The sequence below is a fragment of the Kitasatospora saccharophila genome (genome assembly GCF_039529925.1).
In the GTDB taxonomy this organism is placed as follows: domain Bacteria; phylum Actinomycetota; class Actinomycetes; order Streptomycetales; family Streptomycetaceae; genus Kitasatospora; species Kitasatospora saccharophila.
Genome location: NZ_BAAANS010000015.1, coordinates 102,366 through 120,836, shown reverse-complemented (window position 1 = coordinate 120,836; position 18,471 = coordinate 102,366). Strand labels below are relative to the sequence as shown.

Here is an 18,471-nt window from a genome sequence, read left to right as displayed (position 1 = left end):
TTCGGGGCAGTCAACCGAGCGGGTGGAGGGGTTGGTCACATACGGCCACCGGGGCCGCCGCGGCGCAAGGTGCCAGGTCAGGGCGTGTGCACGACGGGCCGCGGCGCGGTCGGCATGCCGTCGCCGAGGAAGAAGCCCGGGTGCGGCGGCTGGTTGTAGGCGGTGTTCTGCCAGGCGACCGCCTCCCGGTACTGGACGTCGTGCATCAGCGTGGTGATCCGCAGCGAGGTCGGCACCGGCGTCGAGTAGATCCGCAGCGCCCGGTTGTCGGTGGTGGGCCACACCACCTCCTCGCGCCAGTCGCCGAACAGGTCGGCGGAGAGCGACGGGGTGGCCTTGGTGGTGTTGTTGGAGTGCACGCCGGCGGCGGTCAGCAGCCGGGTGTCCGCGCCGGTGCCGTACTTGTCGACGTGGGTGCCGTCGAGCAGTTCGCGCACCGGGTCGCCGTCCCACCAGAGCGCGAAGTTGGCCGAACCCGGCTTGCGGCCGACGTTCTCCCCCTTGGCGCTGTAGAGGCCGCTGACCCCCGACGACCAGGACTCGGCGCCCGGGCTGCCCGCGTACACGTCGTCGGAGACGCCGCGCCCGTTGTCGCAGGCGCAGTCCGGCTGGTGCCACAGGATCTGGCCGGTCCGCGCGTCGGCGAACCAGGCCGAGTACTTGCCGGTGCTCTCGTCGACCTTGAACTCCTCCAGGCCCGGACGGCTCGGGTCGAGGTCGCCGACGTGCATCGCGTCGCCGTGCCCCTGCCCGGTGTTCCACAGCCCGCGCCCGTTGTCGTCCAGGGCCATCGCCCCGTACACGATCTCGTCCCTGCCGTCGCCGTCCACGTCCGCGACGGCCAACTGGTGGTCGCCCTGGCCCGCGTACGCGCCGTTGCCGGAGGCGTCCGAGTCGAACTTCCACCGCTCGGTGAGCCTGCCGTCGCGCCAGTCCCAGGCCGTGACCACGGTCCGGGTGTAGTAGCCGCGGGCCATCACGATCGACGGGCGCGAGCCGTCCAGGTACGCCGTCCCGGCCAGGAACCGGTCGACCCGGTTGCCGTACGAGTCGCCCCAGGCCGAGACCGTGCCGCGCGGCGGGTCGTAGTCCACCGTCTGCAGCGCGGCGCCGCTGCGCCCGTCGAAGACCGTCAGGAACTCCGGCCCGGACAGCACGTACCCGCTGGAGTTGCGGTAGTCGGCGGTGGCGCTGCCGAGGGTCCGCCCGGTGCCGTCCACCGTGCCGTCCGCGGTCTTCACGGCGACCTCGGCCCGCCCGTCGCCGTCGTAGTCGTACACCTGGAACTGCGTGTAGTGCGCGCCGGAGCGGATGTTGCGCCCCAGGTCGATCCGCCACAGCCGGGTGCCGTCCAGCTCGTACGCGTCGAGGTAGGTGTCGCCGGTGTAGCCCGACTGCGAGTTGTCCTTCGCGTCGGTCGGGTTCCACTTCAGCACGAACTCGTACTGCCCGTCGCCGTCCAGGTCGCCCACGCTCGCGTCGTTGGCCTCGTACGTGTAGGAGCCGCTCGCGTTCGACCCGCCGGGCGGCGGGGAGATCGGCACGTCCCGGTAGCCGTCCGCGAAGCCGACCGAGGCGGGCGAGGCGGCCTGCTCGACGCCGCCCACCACCGCCCGCACCGTGTACGAGGCGCCGGCCGGCGCGCCGCCGTCCAGGTAGTCCGTCGCGGTGGTCAGCGGCGCGGAGTTCACCTTGGCGCCGTCCCGGTACACGTTGAACGCCACGCCGTCCGGGTCGGTGGCCAGCCAGCGCCAGGAGACCAGGTTGCCGGTGCCGCTGCGCACCGAGACCAGACCGCGGTCCAGCTTCTCCACCTGCCGCCCCTGCCCGGCGGGCGGCTGCCCGCTGCTCGACGCGCTCGGCGACGGACTGGGCGAGGGGGACGTTCCGCTGCCCGGACTCCCGGTGCAGAGCGTGCCGTTGAACGTGAACGAGGACGGCACCGAGGCCGTACCGGAGCCGGGGACCGAGCCGTTGAAGCCGAAGCTCACCGCGCCGCCGGCCGCCACCGCGCCGTTGTAGCCCAGGCTCTTCGCGGTGACCTGGCCGCTGCCGAGCGTCACGTCCGCGTTCCACGCCTGGGTGACCTGCTCGCCGCTGCCGAACGACCACTGCAGCGTCCAACTCGTCACGGCGTCACCGAGGTTGGTGATCTGCACGTTCGCCCCGAAGCCGCCCTGCCAGGCGCTGGCGACCGTGTAGTCGACCCGGCAGCCGGCCGCGGCCGCGCCCGCCTGCTGCACCGCCCAGCCGGTGCCGGCCGCGACCAGCAGGCCCGCCGCCAGTCCGGCGACCGGGCGCAGGGCCCGTCGTCCGTGGTGTCTTGCCATCGTTGCTCCTTCGGGAGGGGAGGATGGTGACTGGGAGCGCTCCCATCGCATCCACCCAGACCGTCCGGACGCCGTCAACCCTCGGCGCCCGGCGCCCCGAAACTTTCGCCCGTCGGCGGGCCGATCCACCTCCGCCTGAGCCGAGCCGGCCGCACCCTCGACCCCCCGCCGCCCGTCGCCGACCGGACCGGCCGACAGCCCCGGCCCGGCCCGGACGTGCGGCGGAAGCCGAGCGGCGGCCCCGCGGCGACGGGCCCGACCGGGCGGCCCGCGGCCGCTCGGACGACGGCGGTGGCGACCGGCGACCGCCGTGAAGCTTTCATCCGGCCCCGACCGCACCCCTCGCGGTCCGTGGCCTGCCGCCTGCCGCCTGCCGCCTGCCGCTCGCCGCCTGTTGCTCGCCGTCCGCCGTCCGCCGTCCGCCACCCGCCACCCGCCCTGCTTCGTCGCATCGCCCAGCCGTCCCGCCCCGCGACCGCCCCCGCTTCGTGCCATCCGTGGCTGTGGCCCGCCCCGCCGCCGCCCCTACCGTCGGAAGGCATGCGACGCAGACAGCCGCCGGCCCCCGTGCCGGTGCCGTTCTCCCCGGCCGCCGCCCGCGCCCACCGCACCGCCCTCGGCCTGACGGTCGACCAGGTCGCCGACGGGCTGGCCGCGCACGGCGTGCGACTGCTGCCCGGGCACGTCCTCGGCTGGGAGGAGGGCCGGTTCCGGCCCGCGGAGGAGGAGTTGACCGCCCTGGCCCGGACCCTGTGGTGCCCGCCCGCCGACCTGATGGGCGCCGCCCCCGCCACCCTCCGCGAGCACCGGATCGCCCGCGAGCTCACCCCCGAGCAGGCCGCCCGCCAACTCGGCCTCGCCCCCGCCGCCTACCTCCGCGCCGAAACCACCGGCCGCTGGACCGGCGACGAGGAGCAGACCCGCCTACTGGCCCGCGTCCTCGCCCTCGACCTGCCCGCCCTGGTCCGGCTCACCGGCCGCACCGCCGAACTCGAAGCCCGCCTCCGCCGGGTCGTCCAGGGCCGCTGGCAGGCCCAACTCACCCCCGTGGCCCGCCTCGTCCCCGCCGATCCCGCCCACCTCGAACACGCCCTGGCCACCCTGCAGGCCGAGCACCACACCCCCACCTCCTGGGGCACCACCCCGCCCCCGCCTCGCCCCGAACCCGTCCTCCGCTTCTGGCAGTTGCTCGCGGAGGCGGGGCGGGAGGCCGGGCGTTAGTCCTCGTCGAACCGCTCGGCGCGGATCCCCACCGTGCTCGGCCGCAGGCCGGCCCGGGCGGCGACGGAGGCCAACCAGCAGAACCGGTCGTGGAGTTGTCCGAGGCCCACCACCGGAACACTGGCCCGGCCGCCCCGACCCGGACCGCCGCCTTCCGTGAGTGCCGCCGTCGAAAAGGGGGTGCGAGCATCGACCGGGGCGGCCAGAATCGCCCGCGATGAGTGACACTCCCGCCGGGCGGCTGCTCGCCGCCGTCGAGCCCCTTTCCCACGCCGAGCGGCTGCGCACCGTCGCCCGCACCGCGCACACCCTCGCTGCCAGTGGCGAACTTCCTTCTCTACTAGTTGAGTTGGCGGACGGTGGCCGCTACGAACGGCGGCTCGCCGCCCTCGCCGCGCTGGCCGGCCGGCACACCCCGTACCTGACCGCGCGGCTGACCGACCCGGACGCGGTGGTGCGGCGGTACGCGCACCGGGCGATCCGTCGACTGCCGGTGCCGGACGAGGCGGTGGAACGGGCGGTGGCGGACGCGCCGACCGCCGTCCGGGCCGAACTGGTCACGGCGGTGCTGCGCTCCGGGCGCAGCGCGCTCGCCGAACGGCTGGCCGCGGCGCTCAGCCGCAGCCACGGCCCGCGCGCCGCCGCGCGGCTGCTGCCGCTCTGCCCGGCCGCCTTCGTGGCCGCCGAACTGCCCGCGTACGCCCACGTGGTGGACTTCGCCGCCGCGCTCGGCGACCGCCACCCGCAGGCCGTCCTGGACGCCTTCGAGGCGGGACCCGGCGACCGGGACGCCTGGTCCCGGCACGCCCCCGCGCTGGCCGCGGCCGCCCGGCACCTGCCGCTGCGGGTGCTCGACCTGCTGGAGCGGCGCACCGGCCACCCGTCGCTGCCGAAGCCCGTGCGCGACCGGCTCGCCGACCTGGCCGCCGCCGACCCCACCCGCACCGCCCGGCTGCTGCGCGCCACCGGCCACAGCCGCCACGACCCGGTGCCGCACCCCGCCGTCGCCCGCCGGCTGGCCGCCGCCGACCCGTCCGCACTGGTCGGCCTCGTCGCCCACCAGCCCCGCTACGGCCAGGAGTTGCTGCGTGCCCAGCCGCCCGCCCGCCGCTCCGCCCTGCACGACACCGTGTACGCCGATCCCCAGCGCCGGGGATGGGAGTACGCGGAGGCGCTCGCCCTGCTGCCCGCCGCCGACCGGTACCCGCGGGCCCGGGCCGAGATCCACCGGCTGCGCCGCAACCAGGACGGCGACCTCGCCGACTGGCTCGCCGCGCCCGGCCCCCCGCCCGTTCCGACGCCCGCCGACCTGCTGAGCCTGGTCGCCCTGCTCCCGCCCGCCGAGGCCCGGCCCCGGCTGCTCGCCGAGACCCGCCTCCCCGAGCCCGTCGAACGGTCCTACGGCTGGGAGGAGTTGATCGGCAACGCCGCCCGCTCCGGCGACCCGGTGGCCGTGTCGGAGCTGTTGACCCTGCTCCGCCGCCTGCGCAACGAGCAGGACCCGGTCCGCTGGGGCCCGCTGTCCGCCCTCGCCGAGCTGGCCTCCGTCCTGCACGACGGGCACGCCGCCGACCTGCACCGCCTCACCGAGGACGCCCTCACCGCCCGCGACTGCTCCGAGCCCACCCGGGCCGGCCTCACCGGCACGGCCGTGGCCGTGCTGGTCCACCACCCGTCCGGCACCGCCCTCGCCGCCTGGGCGACCCGCACCCTGGAACGCACCGGCGCGCCCCGGCTCACCCTGCCCCGCGGCCGCGAACGGGCCGTCCTCGACGCCCTGCGGCCGCTCCTGCACGACTCGGCCGCCACCCCGGACGCCGCCCTGCTGCTCACCGTCGCCGACGCGCTCGGCCCCCGCGCCCGGCGCGTCCTCGCCGAACCGCTCACCCGGGCGCTGCGCACCGGCACCGACGAGGCCCGGCGCCGCGTCCTCGACCACCTGGCGCCCCTCGACCCCGCCATCGCGCTCGACCTGCTCGCCCGCGACCCGTCCGCCGCCCGCTCGGCCCCCGTCCGCGCCGTGCTCACCGCCGTCCGCACCGACCTGCTGACCCTCCTCCCGGAGGACGCCACCGAGGCCGACACCGCGACCGCCGACCGCTGGACGCCGCGCCAACAGCAGGACGCCGCAAGTAGGTTGGCGGAAACCGCCGCCGACCGGGACCGCCCCGTCGAGCAGCGCGCCGCCGCCCTGCGCGCCGCCGCCCCACTCGGTGACGCCGGTGCCGCGCTGCTGCGCCGCTGGGCCGCCGACCCGGACACCGTCCTCGCCGAGACCGCCCTCGCCGCGCTCCCGCACACCACCGACCCGGCCGCCGTCCTGCCCGACCTGCTCGCCCTGGCCGGAACCGACCTGGCCCGGGTCGCCCTGTACGCCGCCGACCGCCCGGCCCGGCACACCCCCGCCGCCGCCCTCGCCCCGGCTCTGTACACGATCGCCCTGGGCACCGGCAGTGCCAAGGTCACCAGCCGCAAGCAGGCCGTCCGGCTGGCCGCCCGCCACCTCCCCGCCGCGGCCGCGGCCGAACTGCTGCTCGCCGCCCACCTGGCACCCGACCAGCACGGCGACGTCCGCGCCGCCGCCACCGCCGAGACCGCCGACCGGATCGGCGACACCCGGGCCGACGAGGCCGCGGCCGCCACCGGCGCGCGCTGGGCCCTGCTCGCCGACACCGTCGAACGCGGCAGCACCCTCCAGCGCCTGCGCGCCTTCGCCCCCGAGCCGCACCGCCTGCCGCCCGCCGACCGCCCGCGCTACGCCGCCCTGGTCGTCCGCATGCTCGACCTGGGCGACTCCATCGCCGAGCACGCCGCCCGCGGCCGCCTGGTCGGACTCGCCGAGTACGCCCCCGACGCGGTGGCCGGCCTGGCCCGGGCCGTCCTCGCCCCGGACGACCCGGACGACCCGGAGCAGCCGAGCCGCTGGAAGTCCGCCGCCCGCAGCCTGGCCGCCATCGCCCTCGGCACCGCCCCGCACCCGACCGCCGGCTGCGCCCCCGGCAGCGTCCTGGCCGGCCTGCTGACCACGCTGACCGGGGCCGTCCAGGCGGACGAGGACCGGGACGGGCGCGGGGGCGAGCAGGGGCACGGGGGCGGGGCCGCCCGGGAGCGGCTGGACGAGCTGCTGGAGCAGCTGGGCAACCAATGGGGCGCCCCGAACCTCCTGGAGGTCCGCCGGGCCGCCGCCGCGATCCTGCTGCCCGCCGCCGCCCTGCGCGCCCAGGCCGCCCGACTGCTGCTCCCCACCGTGGCGGTGACCGACCCGGGGCTCGGCGACCACCTCCTCGCGGTGGCCGCCCTGCTGCCCGACCGCCCGGCCCTGGCCGCCGACCTCGCGCTCACCCTGGGCCGTTCGGTGGGCGGCTCCCTCCCCACCGACGCCCCGGCCCTGGCCGCCGCCCGCCGACTCACCGACGAAGGCACCCTCGCCGCCGGCCTGTTCGCCGTCGCCCTGACCGGCGCGGGCGGCGTCGCCCACTGGCCCGAGCCCTGGCACGCCCTGCTGCGCGAGCTGCGCCGCCACCCCGCCCCCGACGTCCGCGACCGGGCGCACACCGTCCGTCCGCCCCGCCCCGCTCAGGAGTAGGGGCGGCCCGCCCGGTCCGGGGCGTACCAGCGGTCGGGCCTGGTCGGCCGTCACCCGGGGTGGTGCCCCGAATGGCCGTCCGGAGCGGGGGCAGGTGCACTGGGAGCACAGGACCGCCAGCACCCGGGAGAGCGCCATGCGTTGGGGAACCGCAGCCGCCGTCGCGGCCGCCGCAGCAGGAACCGGAACGGCGGCTTTCCTGCTGCTGGGTCGGAAGGTGTCGGACCGGGTGGTGCGGCCGGGCACCGTGCAGGTGCTCTCGGCGCCCGCGCCGGTCGAGGTGCACGCGCTCGGGCCGGGCCGGGTGGTGCTGACCTCGACGCCGGACACCCGGCGGCGCGGGACGTACGCGCTGGAGTGGGGCGAGGACGGCCACGCGGTGGTCGGCGGGGTGCTGGAGCAGGGCGGCGACCGGGTCACCCGGCGGCTGGAGCGCGCCGACGGCGGGACGCTGGCGGTCGGCACCGAGGTCAGGGTGACGCCCCGGGTGCTGCTCGGCGACCCGCGCACCGCGCTCGGCCTGGACTACGCGGACGTCGCCGTGGCCAGTGAGCTCGGCGACCTCCCGGCCTGGCGCACCGCCGGGATCCGCGGCACCTGGGTGCTGCTGGTGCACGGCCCCGGCACCGGCCGGGAGCAGGCGCTGTCGGTGCTGCCGCTGCTGCACGCGCTGCGGATGCCCTCGCTGACCGTCAGCTACCGCGGCGACCGGGACGCGCCCGCCCCGCCGGACGGCCTGGGCCACTTCGGCGAGACCGAGTGGCAGGACGTCGAGGTGGCGATCCGGTACGCGCTGTCCCAGGGCGCCGGGCAGGTGGTGCTGTACGGCTGGTCGGTCGGCGCGACCATCGTGCTGCACGCCGCGGCCCGCTCCACCTGGCGGGACCGGATCGCCGGGGTGGTGCTGGACTCCCCGGTGCTGGACTGGTCCGAGACCGTCCGCCGGGAGACCGCCCGGGCCTGGTCGTCCCCGGCGCTGGGCGAGCTCGGCACGCTCTCCGCCCAGGGCCGCACCGGCGTGGACCTCGCCGACTTCGCCCGGATCGCCTCCGGCGCGGACCTGCCCGCGCCCGCGCTGCTGCTGCAGGGCACGGACGACCGGGTGGCCCCGTGGAGCGCCGCCCAGGCGCTGGCCGACGGCCGCGACGACCTGGTCAGCCTGCACCCGGTGCCGCACGGCGAGCACGCCGCGCTGTGGAACGCCGATCCGGCGGGGTACACCGAGGCGCTGCGGCGCTTCCTCACCCCGCTGCTCTGACCGGCTCCGCCCGCAGCTCCGCCCGGCCCCGTCCGCAGCTCCGCCCGGTCACACTCCGCCGCTGCGGCCGTCGCACCCCGGCGACCGGGAACCGGAACGCCGGGTACCGCGTCTCCGTCTCGGAGCGGTCACAATATCCGCCATGTCCACGTCGAAAAGCGGAGCGTTTCGTCCCGTTTCGCGGTGACTCGTCCCCCCGTCGTTCGAGCCGTTCGGACGACGGGCCGAGACAGCCCGGCAGTCGATGTGACAGAAGGCCCGTACAAGGGGAAGACTGCACGGCGTGACGTCTCGGAACCCGCGCGACCGTGATGCCCCGCACCCGCCCCACCGCACCGGTGCGACGGTGACCCGTCTGCCCGGCACGGCGGCCGTCGGTCGTGCGGAGGGCACTCCCCCCGTCGCCGCCAATCGCCGCCGGGTCCCCGCGAAGCCGGGGCGCGGCCGGGTGCCCGTCCCGGACGGCTTCCCGGCCCCCTCCGAACTCGCCCCGCTGGCCCGCCGGATGCTCGCCGACGCCGTCCGGGTGGCCCGCTGGGCCGGCGAGCTCTCCGAGGTCGACAAGCGCGGCGAACTCCTCCCCGAGGACGCCCGGGCCGCCGGGCGCGCCCTGGCGATGACCGTCGGCGCCGCCGCCAACGCCTGGGGCCAGGCCCTGCTGGTCGGCCTGGTCGAGCTGCGCGACGGCGGAGCCGGGCCCGGCTGGCGGCTGCACGCCTGGGAGCACGACGACGAGGCGGTGATCCGCGGCTGGTCCGCGCTGTTCGACGCCTGGACGCTGCTGGCCCCCGTCCCGCCCGCCGCGCTGCGCGGGGTCTTCGCCCAGCTGGCCGGGCAGGCCGTCGACCAGGCCCCCCAGCTGCTGTCCTTCCTGCACCTGGTGGACGGCCCGGTCGCCGACAGCGAACTGCTCGAACTGCTCCGCCGCGGCCTCGACGAGCGCCGCCTCGGCCCCAGCTCCGGCACCTTCCCGCTGTCGCCCGTCCCGCACGCCGCGTTCGCGGTCTCCGCCGTCCGCGGCACCTGCCGCGAACCGCAGATCGACACCCCGCACTCGCCCGCCGACGTCGCCGCCGTCCTCGACTGGATGCTCGACGGCCTGGCCGCCGTCGGCGCGCTCGGCCGCCGCGACGAGGCCGCCGAACTCTCCCCGCTGGGCCACTGGGCGGTCCGGGCCAAGCTGGAGGAGATCTGCACCGTCGCGCAGACCGCCGCCGGCCACATCGAGCAGAGCGCCGCCGAGCTGCTCAGCGCCTGCGCCGACTACAGCCCCGGCCCGGCCCGCGCCGAGTTCCGGGCCTGGGTCGCCGCCCGCCCCGCCGACCGCGCCGTCGCCGAACTGCTGGAGGCCGCCCGCGGCGAGGACGCCCTGGTCCGCGGCCTGGCCTTCGAGGCGCTCCGGGTGGTGGCCGGCTCCACCGCCGAGCAGGGCGTGCGCGCGGCCGTCGACGAGCCCGTCCTGCGCCCCTACGCGCTGCTCTGGCTGGCCGAACAGCTGGACGAGGACGGGGTGTCCCCGGCCGACGTGCTGGGCGCGGAGGACGCCGCCTGGCTGTGGGTGGACACCGCCGCCGCGGTGCTCGACCACGGCGAGACCGCGCTGCTGGTCGGTCACGTCGAGGGCGCCTCGGCCGGCGAGCCGGTGCGGCTGTTCAACCGCGCCCGCCAGTCCGGCCACCCGCGCGCCGCCAGCGTGCTGACCGCCGTCGCCTCCGTCCACCCCGACCCGGCGGTGGCCCGCGCCGCCCGCCGCAGCGCCTTCTCCGTCCACAACGGCGGCGCCTGAGCAGCGGGCAGCACCGCACGCACGAAGAAGCCGCCCTCCCGGAGAACTTCCCGGGAGGGCGGCTTCTTCGTGTGCCGGTGCGTCAGCCCCGGTTCTCGGCGCGCCGGGCGCGGACCACGCCCACCTTCTCGCCGACCTTGCGGCGGATGACCAGCAGCGGCGCCATCGCGGCCAGCGCGATCTGGGCGACCGCGCCGATGTGCATCAGGGTGTCGCCGCCGGGCAGGCCCGCCGCCCAGGAGGCGAGGCAGCCGATGGAGACCACGATCCAGGCGAGCGTCGCGGTGGCGAGCAGGCCCTGCGGCTTCGGGTACTCGATCCGGCTGACCATCAGGTAGGCCACGCCGAAGATCATCAGCAGGCCGGGGACGAACGGCGGGTCGAGCAGCACGATGGCCAGCACGGTCATCGCGCCCATCGGGCAGGGCATGCCCTGGAAGATCCCGGGCCGCATCTTGACCGCCGAGAAGCGGGCGAGCCTCAGCACCACGGCGAGCAGCACGGTCAGCGCGATGAACGCCGAGAGCTGCTGGTTGGTGCCGGGGGAGACCAGGCCCCACACCGCGACGAAGTAGGCCGGCGCGATGCCGAAGCTGATCAGGTCGGCCAGGTTGTCGAGCTCGGCGCCGAGCGCGGAGGAGCGCAGCTTGCGCGCCACCAGGCCGTCGAAGAGGTCGCACATGGAGCCGATCAGCAGCAGCGTCACCGCGGTGGCGGCGCTGTGCTTGACCGGGGCGGCCGACTCGTTGGTCAGGTGCGGCATGAGGATCCCGGTGGTGATCGAGTAGATCGCCAGGAAGCCGCAGACGGCGTTGCCCAGGGTCAGGAAGTCGGCGGTGGACAGGTGCTGGGGGGAGCGGGGGGCGCGCAGTTCGCGGTCCCGGGCCCAGCGGCGGCGGCGGAGCTCGGTCGACTCGTCGTCGTCGAGCTCCATGAGGGTTTCCGGATCAGTCACGGTCAAGGCGAGTCACCCCGGCGGTGGTCTTCTGGCCGACCGTGACGCCGACCTCGACGCCCGCCGGCAGGTAGGTGTCGACGCGGGAGCCGAAGCGGATCAGGCCGACCCGCTCGCCCTGCTCGACCTTGGTGCCGGCGTCCACGTAGGGGACGATGCGACGGGCCACAGCACCCGCGATCTGCACCATCTCGATGTCGCCGAGCTCGGTGTCGAAGTGCCACACGACGCGCTCGTTGCGGTCGCTGTCCTTGTTGAACGCCGGGACGAACCCACCGGCGATGTGCTCGACGGACGTCACGCTGCCGGCCAGCGGCGCGCGGTTGACGTGGACGTTGAGCGGGCTCATGAAGATCGCGACGCGGGTGCGGCCGTCCGGCCACTCGTCGATGGACTGGACCACGCCGTCGGCCGGGGAGATCACTCGGCCGGCGCCGATCTCGCGCTCGGGGTCGCGGAAGAACCACAGCATGCCAGCGCTCAGGGCGCAGGCGGGCACGGCCGCCAGGGCCCACTTGCCGGAACGCCGGGTGAGGGCGGTCGTCACGGCGGCGGTGGCCAGCGTGGGAACGAACCAGGGGGTGGCACCGCGCGCGATGGTCACGCGGGGACGCCGACCCTCGGGTCCGGGACCCTGGGCGGAGGTGTGAGGGGACGGGCTGATGGGCATCGAGGACCTTTAGTCGCGGCCCCGCGCGGGGACACTGAATGGCCCCTGGACGGGGGCCACCGCGGGGATCGAGTTGTTTGGACGGCTGCTGTCCGGGTGGATGCTATCGGGACCTGCCCGTACCTGGGCAAGCCGCCTGCTAGTCGAGCTACGTCTACCTACTGGGTCGAGCGCCTGCTATGCATACGACCGTAACCGGAGCGGGCGCGGTTCCCCAAGAGGTCCTGGGTCACGGGTGATTCACGTCTCAGTGACGCCGGAGTGACACGCGGTGCACGGAGGCGACCCACCGGCGCGCACCTGGGGAAACGCGCCGGCGGGTCGCCTCGGGCGCCGTTCCCGCCGGAGGGACCGGCTGACCAGGCCGGGACGGGTGCGGCGCGGCGCGGACGACGGGCCGCACGCCCGCCGTCCGCCCCGGGAAGGGGGTCCTCAGTCGGCGAGCCGGTACTCCTCCAGCAGCCGGCGTCCCACGATCATCTTCTGGATCTCCGCCGTACCTTCACCGATCAGCAGCATCGGGGCCTCCCGGTACAGCCGCTCGATCTCGTACTCCTTGGAGAAGCCGTAGCCGCCGTGGATCCGGAAGGAGTCCTCGACGACCTCCTTGCAGTACTCGGAGGCCAGGTACTTGGCCATCCCGGCCTCCAGGTCGTTGCGCTGCCCGCTGTCCTTCTTGCGGGCGGCCATCACCATCATCTGGTGCGCGGCCTCGACCTTGGTGGCCATCTCGGCCAGCTTGAACTGGATCGCCTGGTGCTCGGCGATCTTCTTCCCGAAGGTGACCCGCTGCTGGGCGTAGGCGATGCCCAGCTCGAAGGCCCGGCGGGCCACCCCGCAGCCGCGCGCGGCCACGTTGACCCGGCCGACCTCGACGCCGTCCATCATCTGGTAGAAACCCCGGCCCGGGACGCCGCCGAGCACCCGGTCGGCCGGGACGCGGACGTCCTGCAGCACCAACTCGGTGGTGTCGACGCCCTTGTACCCCATCTTCTCGATCTTGCCGGGCACGGTCAGGCCGGGCACCGTCTCGTTCGGGCCGAAGCCGGGGGTCTTCTCGACCAGGAAGGTGGTCATGTTCTTGTACGGGGTGCTGCCGCCCTCGTCGGTCCGGCACAGCACCGCGACCAGGCTGGACGTGCCGCCGTTGGTCAGCCACATCTTCTGGCCGTTCAGGACGTAGTGGTCGCCGTCCCGGACGCCCTTGGTGGAGATCGCCGACACGTCGGAGCCCAGGCCCGGCTCGGACATCGAGAAGGCGCCGCGCAGTTCGCCGGCCGCCATCCTCGGCAGGAAGTGCTCCTTCTGCTCCGGGGTGCCGTGCGCGTTGATCATGTGCGCCACGATGAAGTGGGTGTTGACGATGCCGGAGACCGACATCCAGCCGCGGGCGATCTCCTCCACCACCAGGGCGTAGGTGAGCAGCGACTCGCCGAGGCCGCCGTACTCCTCGGGGATGGTCAGCCCGAACAGGCCGAGCTGCTTCATGCCCTCGACGATGGCGGTCGGGTACTCGTCCCGGTGCTCCAGTTCGGTGGCGACCGGGATGATCTCCTTGTCGACGAACTCCCGCACGGTGGCGAGGATGTCCCGCTGGATCTCGGTGAGGCCGTCGGTCTGTGCGAGGCGTCCCATCGTGCGGCTCCGTGAATGCTCGTGAAGATGAGGGTGAGGGGTTGGGGGGCTCCGCGGCGCGTGGCTGCCGCGGAGCCCCCGGGAACCGGGTAGGGGCGAAGGCCGATGACGGCGGCCCGCCCGTCCGGGGCTCTGAGGGCTGTCAGGCGAGGGGTTCGGGGCGGCCGGGCTGCTCCCCGCCGCGCTCCTTCACGTACGTCTCGGTCGGCACCATCACCTTGCGGCGGAAGGTGCAGACGACGGTGCCGTCCTGCTTGTAGCCCTTGGTCTCGACGTACACGATGCCGCGATCCGGCTTGGATGTCATGTGCTTGTCGAGAACTTCGGTCTCGCCGTACAGCGTGTCGCCGTGGAAGGTCGGCGCGACGTGCCGCAGCGACTCGATCTCCAGGTTGGCGATCGCCTTGCCGGACACGTCCGGGACGGACATGCCGAGCAGCAGCGAGTAGACGTAGTTGCCGACCACCACGTTCCTGCCCTGCACGGTGGTGGTCGCGTAGTGGGCGTCCAGGTGCAGCGGGTGGTGGTTCATGGTGAGCAGGCAGAACAGGTGGTCGTCGTACTCGGTGACGGTCTTGCCGGGCCAGTGCTTGTAGACCGCGCCGACCTCGAACTCCTCGTAGGTGCGTCCGAACTGCATCGCGTCACGCTCCCGGGATCTCGAACTTGGTGGTGCGCTCCATGCCCGCGGCCCGGCCCTTGCCCGCGATGACCAGGGCCATCTTGCGGCTGGCCTCGTCGATCATCTCGTCGCCGAGCATCGCCGAGCCCTTGGCGCCGCCGGCCTCCGAGGTGCACCAGTCGTAGGCGTCCAGGATCAGCTCGGCGTGGTCGTAGTCCTCCTGCGCGGGCGAGTAGATCTCGTTCGCGGCGGCGACCTGGTCCGGGTGCAGCACCCACTTGCCGTCGAAGCCCAGCGCGGCCGAGCGGCGGGCCACCTCGCGGTAGCCCTCCTGGTTGCGGATCTGCAGGTAGGGGCCGTCGATGGCCTGCAGGTCGTTGGCGCGGGCGGCCATCAGGATCCGCATCAGGATGTAGTGGTAGGCGTCGGCGCCGTAGCCGGGCGGCTGCTCGCCGACCACCAGGGACTTCATGTTGATGGACGCCATGAAGTCGGCCGGGCCGAAGATGATCGTCTCCAGCCGGGGCGAGGCGGCGGCGATCGCGTCGACGTTGACCAGGCCCTTGGCGTTCTCGATCTGCGCCTCGATGCCGATCTTGCCGACCTCCAGGCCCACGGTCTTCTCGATCTGGGTGAGCAGCAGGTCGAGCGCGACCACCTGCTCGGCGTCCTGGACCTTGGGCAGCATGATGCAGTCCAGGTTCTGGCCGGCGCCCTCGACGACGGTGATCACGTCGCGGTAGGTCCAGTGCGTGGTCCAGTCGTTGACCCGGACGACCCGGGTCTTGCCGCCCCAGTCGCCGTTGTTGAGGGCGTCCACGATGTGGTGCCGGGCGCTCTCCTTGACCAGCGGGGCGCAGGCGTCCTCCAGGTCGAGGAAGACCTGGTCGGCCGGGAGGCCCTGGGCCTTCTCCAGGAAGCGCGGGTTGCTGCCGGGCACGGCCAGGCAGGAACGGCGCGGACGGAGGCGGTTGACGGTCGTCATGAGGGGGGTTGTTCCTTCCGGGTCAGCTGGTCGCGGCGGTGGCCGCGGCCCACGGCTGGAGCCTGTTGGCCAGCCGGATCTCGTCCACGATCCGGCCGATGATGGTGGTGATGCCGAAGTCCTTGGGCGTGAACACGGCGGCGACGCCGGCGTCCCGCAGGACCTCCGCGTCCGCCGCCGGGATGATGCCACCCACGATCACCGGCACATCCTCCACCCCCGCGCGGCGCAGCCGGTGCAGGACGTCCGGCACCAGCTCGGGGTGCGCGCCGGACAGGATGGACAGGCCCACGCAGTGCACGTCCTCGGCGACGGCCGCCGAGACGATCTGCTCGGGCGTCAGCCGGATGCCCTGGTAGACCACCTCGAACCCGGCGTCGCGGGCCCGGACGGCGATCTGCTCGGCGCCGTTGGAGTGCCCGTCCAGGCCGGGCTTGCCGACCAGCAGGCGCAGCTTGCCGGTGCCGAGTTCGGCGGCGGTCGCGGCCACCGCCGCGCGCACGGCGGCCAGTTCGCCGCCCGGCTCGGCCGCGACCGCGACCGGGGCGCCGCCCACGCCGGTGGGGGCCCGGTACTCGCCGAACACCTCGCGCAGCGCGAACGACCACTCGCCGGTGGTGGCGCCGGCCCGGGCGCAGGCCAGGGTGGCGTCCATCAGGTTCTCGTCGGTGGCCGCCACCTCCTTCAGCCGGGCCAGCGCGGCCCGCACCGCGGCCTCGTCCCGCCCGGCCCGCCAGGCCGCCAGGTTGGCCAGCACCGAGCGCTCGGACGCCGGGTCGACCACCATGATCGCGGTGTCCAGGTCCGCGGTGAGCGGGCTGTCCTCGGTGCTGTCGAAGCAGTTGACGCCGACGATCCGGTCCTCGCCCGCCTCGATCCTCGCCCGCCGCTCGGCGTGCGAGGCCACCAGCTCGGACTTCAGGTAGCCGGACTCGACGGCCGGGATCACCCCGCCCATCCCCAGCACCTTGGCGATCTCCGCCTCGGCGCCGGCCAGCAGCGCGGCGGTCTTCGCCTCCACCACGTGCGAGCCGTCGAACAGGTCGCCGTACTCCAGCAGGTCCGACTCGTACGCCAGCACCTGCTGGATCCGCAGCGACCACTGCTGGTCCCACGGCCGCGGCAGGCCCAACGCCTCGTTCCAGGCCGGGAGTTGGACGGCGCGGGCGCGGGCGTCCTTGGAGAGCGTGACGGCCAGCATCTCCAGCACGATCCGCTGGACGTTGTTCTCCGGCTGCGCCTCGGTCAGGCCCAGCGAGTTGACCTGCACGCCGTAGCGGAAGCGGCGCTGCTTGGCGTCCTCGATGCCGTAGCGCTCCCGGGTGACCTTCTCCCACAGCCGGTTGAAGGCCCGCATCTTGCACATCTCCTCGACGAAGCGGACGCCCGCGTTCACGAAGAAGGAGATCCGGCCGACCACCTCGCCCATCCGCTCGGCCGGGACCTGCCCGGAGTCGCGGACGGCGTCGAGGACGGCGATCGCGGTGCACATCGAGTAGGCGATCTCCTGGACGGGCGTCGCCCCGGCCTCCTGCAGGTGGTAGCTGCAGATGTTGATCGGGTTCCACTTGGGGATGTGCGCCACCGTGTAGGCGATCATGTCGGTGATCAGCCGCACCGAGGGGCCGGGCGGGAAGACGTGCGTCCCGCGCGACAGGTACTCCTTGACGATGTCGTTCTGGGTGGTGCCGGTGAGCTTGGCGACGTCCGCGCCCTGCTCCTCGGCGACCACCTGGTAGAGCGCCAGCAGCCACATCGCGGTGGCGTTGATGGTCATCGAGGTGTTGGTGCGCTCCAGCGGGATCCCGTCGAACAGGGTCCGCATGTCGCCCAGGTGCCCGACCGGCACGCCGACCCGGCCGACCTCGCCGCGGGCCAGCACGTGGTCGGAGTCGTAGCCGGTCTGGGTCGGCAGGTCGAAGGCCACCGACAGGCCGGTCTGCCCCTTGGCGAGGTTGCGCCGGTACAGCGCGTTGGAGTCGCTCGCGGTGGAGTGCCCGGCGTAGGTGCGCATCAGCCAGGGTCGGTCACGCTCTTGAGCGCCCATCAGATGTCCCGGAAGGCGTTGATCTTGGTGAGGTGCTGCGCCCGCAGCTCCGCGTCCCGCACGCCCAGGCCCTCCCGCGGGGCCAGGCAGAGCACGCCGACCTTGCCCTGGTGCTTGTTGTGGTGCACGTCCAGTGCCGCCTGGCCGGTCTCCTCCAGCGAGTAGACCTTGGACAGGGTGGGGTGGATCTTGCCCTTGGCGACCAGTCGGTTGGCCTCGAACGCCTCGCGGTAGTTGGCGAAGTGCGAGCCGACGATCCGCTTCAGCGACATCCACAGGTAGCGGTTGTCGTACTGGTGCATGTAGCCGGAGGTGGAGGCGCAGGTGACGATGGTGCCGCCCTTGCGGGTGACGTAGACCGAGGCGCCGAAGGTCTCCCGGCCCGGGTGCTCGAAGACGATGTCCACGTCCTCGCCGCCGGTGAACTCGCGGATCTTCGCGCCCAGCCGCTTCCACTCGCGCGGGTCCTGGTTGTTCTCGTCCTTCCAGAACCGGTACCCCTCGGCGGAGCGGTCGATGATCGCCTCGGCGCCCATCGCCCGGCAGATCTCCGCCTTCTGCGGGCTGGAGACCACGCAGATCGGGGTGGCGCCGCCGGCCAGCGCGTACTGGGTGGCGTACGAGCCGAGGCCGCCGCTCGCTCCCCAGATCAGCACGTTGTCGCCCTGCTTCATGCCGGCGCCGTTGCGCGAGACCAGCTGCCGGTAGGCGGTGGAGTTGACCAGGCCCGGGGAGGCGGCCTCCTCCCAGGTCAGGTGCTTGGGCTTGGGCAGCAGCTGGTTGGTCTTCACCAGGGCGATCTGGGCCAGGCCGCCGAAGTTGGTCTCGAAGCCCCAGATCCGCTGCTCCGGGTCCATCATCGTGTCGTTGTGGCCGTCGGGGGACTCCAGCTCGACCGACAGGCAGTGCGCGACCACCTCGTCGCCGGGCTTCCAGGCGTTGACCCCGGCGCCGGTGCGCAGCACCACGCCCGCCAGGTCGGAGCCGAGCACGTGGTACGGCAGGTCGTGGCGCGCGGTCAGCGGCGAGAGGCGGCCGTAGCGCTCCAGGAAACCGAAGGTGGAGACCGGCTCGAAGATCGAGCTCCACACGGTGTTGTAGTTGACCGAGCTGGCCATCACGGCCACCAGGGCCTCGCCCGGGCCGAGTTCGGGCAGCGGCACGTCGTCCAGGTGGAGCGACTTGCGCGGGTCCTTGTCCCGGCCGGCCAGGCCGGCGAACATCTGCTCCTCGTCCTTGTGGAGCGTCACCGCCCGGTAGGACTCGGGCAGCGCCAGGGCGGCGTAGTCGGCGGACGTGGCGTCGCCGCTGAGGATCGCGTCGAGAATTTCCTGCATGGCTGCCTCCGAAGGCGTACCTGTGCGAGGGACACAGGG

12 protein-coding genes are annotated in these 18,471 nt (G+C 74.3%); 4 read left to right on the top strand and 8 right to left on the bottom strand.

Annotated features, from left to right (window positions below):
• Positions 1 to 77: 77 nt before the first annotated feature.
• Positions 78 to 2,330, bottom strand: a complete 2,253-nt coding sequence (locus tag ABD345_RS13715) for a rhamnogalacturonan lyase family protein (RefSeq protein WP_344552290.1) — start codon at positions 2,328 to 2,330, stop codon at positions 78 to 80.
• A 540-nt stretch (positions 2,331 to 2,870) separates the two neighbouring features.
• On the opposite strand from ABD345_RS13715, the gene ABD345_RS13710 reads away from it, so the two are divergent.
• From ABD345_RS13710 to ABD345_RS13695, 4 genes are all read left to right on the top strand, one after another.
• Positions 2,871 to 3,551, top strand: a complete 681-nt coding sequence (locus ABD345_RS13710; RefSeq protein ID WP_344552289.1) for an XRE family transcriptional regulator — start codon at positions 2,871 to 2,873, stop codon at positions 3,549 to 3,551.
• Positions 3,552 to 3,768: 217 nt separating this feature from the next.
• Positions 3,769 to 7,137, top strand: coding sequence for a hypothetical protein (locus tag ABD345_RS13705; RefSeq protein ID WP_344552288.1), 3,369 nt, complete (start codon positions 3,769 to 3,771; stop codon positions 7,135 to 7,137).
• 136 nt (positions 7,138 to 7,273) lie between these two features.
• Entirely contained in the window at positions 7,274 to 8,395 is a 1,122-nt protein-coding gene (locus ABD345_RS13700) for an alpha/beta hydrolase family protein (RefSeq protein ID WP_344552287.1), read from the top strand.
• 505 nt (positions 8,396 to 8,900) lie between these two features.
• Positions 8,901 to 10,181, top strand: a complete 1,281-nt coding sequence (locus tag ABD345_RS13695) for a hypothetical protein (protein WP_425556811.1) — start codon at positions 8,901 to 8,903, stop codon at positions 10,179 to 10,181.
• An 82-nt stretch (positions 10,182 to 10,263) separates the two neighbouring features.
• On the opposite strand, the gene ABD345_RS13690 is transcribed toward ABD345_RS13695, so the two are convergent.
• The 7 genes from ABD345_RS13690 to ccrA all read right to left on the bottom strand — a co-directional run bounded on the left by ABD345_RS13690 (position 10,264) and on the right by ccrA (position 18,432).
• On the bottom strand, positions 10,264 to 11,115 hold the full coding sequence (locus tag ABD345_RS13690) for a CDP-alcohol phosphatidyltransferase family protein (RefSeq protein WP_176190528.1): 852 nt from the start codon (positions 11,113 to 11,115) through the stop codon (positions 10,264 to 10,266).
• Positions 11,116 to 11,128: 13 nt separating this feature from the next.
• A complete protein-coding gene (locus ABD345_RS13685; protein WP_344552285.1) occupies positions 11,129 to 11,806 on the bottom strand; it encodes a phosphatidylserine decarboxylase in 678 nt (225 codons plus the stop codon).
• Positions 11,807 to 12,238: 432 nt separating this feature from the next.
• Positions 12,239 to 13,441, bottom strand: coding sequence for an acyl-CoA dehydrogenase family protein (locus ABD345_RS13680; RefSeq protein WP_344552284.1), 1,203 nt, complete (start codon positions 13,439 to 13,441; stop codon positions 12,239 to 12,241).
• Between the two features lie 142 nt (positions 13,442 to 13,583).
• Positions 13,584 to 14,081: a MaoC family dehydratase gene (locus ABD345_RS13675; protein WP_344552283.1), complete on the bottom strand. Its 498-nt coding sequence runs from the start codon at positions 14,079 to 14,081 to the stop codon at positions 13,584 to 13,586.
• Between the two features lie 4 nt (positions 14,082 to 14,085).
• Positions 14,086 to 15,048 (bottom strand): HpcH/HpaI aldolase/citrate lyase family protein, encoded by a 963-nt coding sequence (locus tag ABD345_RS13670; protein ID WP_344552282.1) that lies wholly within the window; start codon positions 15,046 to 15,048, stop codon positions 14,086 to 14,088.
• A 22-nt stretch (positions 15,049 to 15,070) separates the two neighbouring features.
• Positions 15,071 to 17,095 (bottom strand): protein meaA, encoded by a 2,025-nt coding sequence (locus ABD345_RS13665; protein WP_344552280.1) that lies wholly within the window; start codon positions 17,093 to 17,095, stop codon positions 15,071 to 15,073.
• Positions 17,095 to 18,432: a crotonyl-CoA carboxylase/reductase gene (ccrA, locus tag ABD345_RS13660; RefSeq protein WP_344552279.1), complete on the bottom strand. Its 1,338-nt coding sequence runs from the start codon at positions 18,430 to 18,432 to the stop codon at positions 17,095 to 17,097. The genes ABD345_RS13665 and ccrA overlap by 1 nt, the downstream gene beginning before the upstream one ends.
• Positions 18,433 to 18,471: the final 39 nt, after the last annotated feature.

Bases quoted from the DNA above. Each gene is read 5' to 3' on its own strand.
- ABD345_RS13715 (WP_344552290.1), bottom strand. From the start codon at position 2,330: ATGGCAAGACACCACGGACGACGGGCCCTGCGCCCGGTCGCCGGACTG.
- ABD345_RS13675 (WP_344552283.1), bottom strand. From the start codon at position 14,081: ATGCAGTTCGGACGCACCTACGAGGAGTTCGAGGTCGGCGCGGTCTAC.
- ABD345_RS13665 (WP_344552280.1), bottom strand. From the start codon at position 17,095: ATGGGCGCTCAAGAGCGTGACCGACCCTGGCTGATGCGCACCTACGCC.
- ABD345_RS13685 (WP_344552285.1), bottom strand. From the start codon at position 11,806: ATGCCCATCAGCCCGTCCCCTCACACCTCCGCCCAGGGTCCCGGACCC.
- ccrA (WP_344552279.1), bottom strand. From the start codon at position 18,432: ATGCAGGAAATTCTCGACGCGATCCTCAGCGGCGACGCCACGTCCGCC.
- ABD345_RS13710 (WP_344552289.1), top strand. From the start codon at position 2,871: ATGCGACGCAGACAGCCGCCGGCCCCCGTGCCGGTGCCGTTCTCCCCG.
- ABD345_RS13695 (WP_425556811.1), top strand. From the start codon at position 8,901: ATGCTCGCCGACGCCGTCCGGGTGGCCCGCTGGGCCGGCGAGCTCTCC.
- ABD345_RS13700 (WP_344552287.1), top strand. From the start codon at position 7,274: ATGCGTTGGGGAACCGCAGCCGCCGTCGCGGCCGCCGCAGCAGGAACC.
- ABD345_RS13680 (WP_344552284.1), bottom strand. From the start codon at position 13,441: ATGGGACGCCTCGCACAGACCGACGGCCTCACCGAGATCCAGCGGGAC.
- ABD345_RS13705 (WP_344552288.1), top strand. From the start codon at position 3,769: ATGAGTGACACTCCCGCCGGGCGGCTGCTCGCCGCCGTCGAGCCCCTT.
- ABD345_RS13690 (WP_176190528.1), bottom strand. From the start codon at position 11,115: ATGGAGCTCGACGACGACGAGTCGACCGAGCTCCGCCGCCGCCGCTGG.
- ABD345_RS13670 (WP_344552282.1), bottom strand. From the start codon at position 15,048: ATGACGACCGTCAACCGCCTCCGTCCGCGCCGTTCCTGCCTGGCCGTG.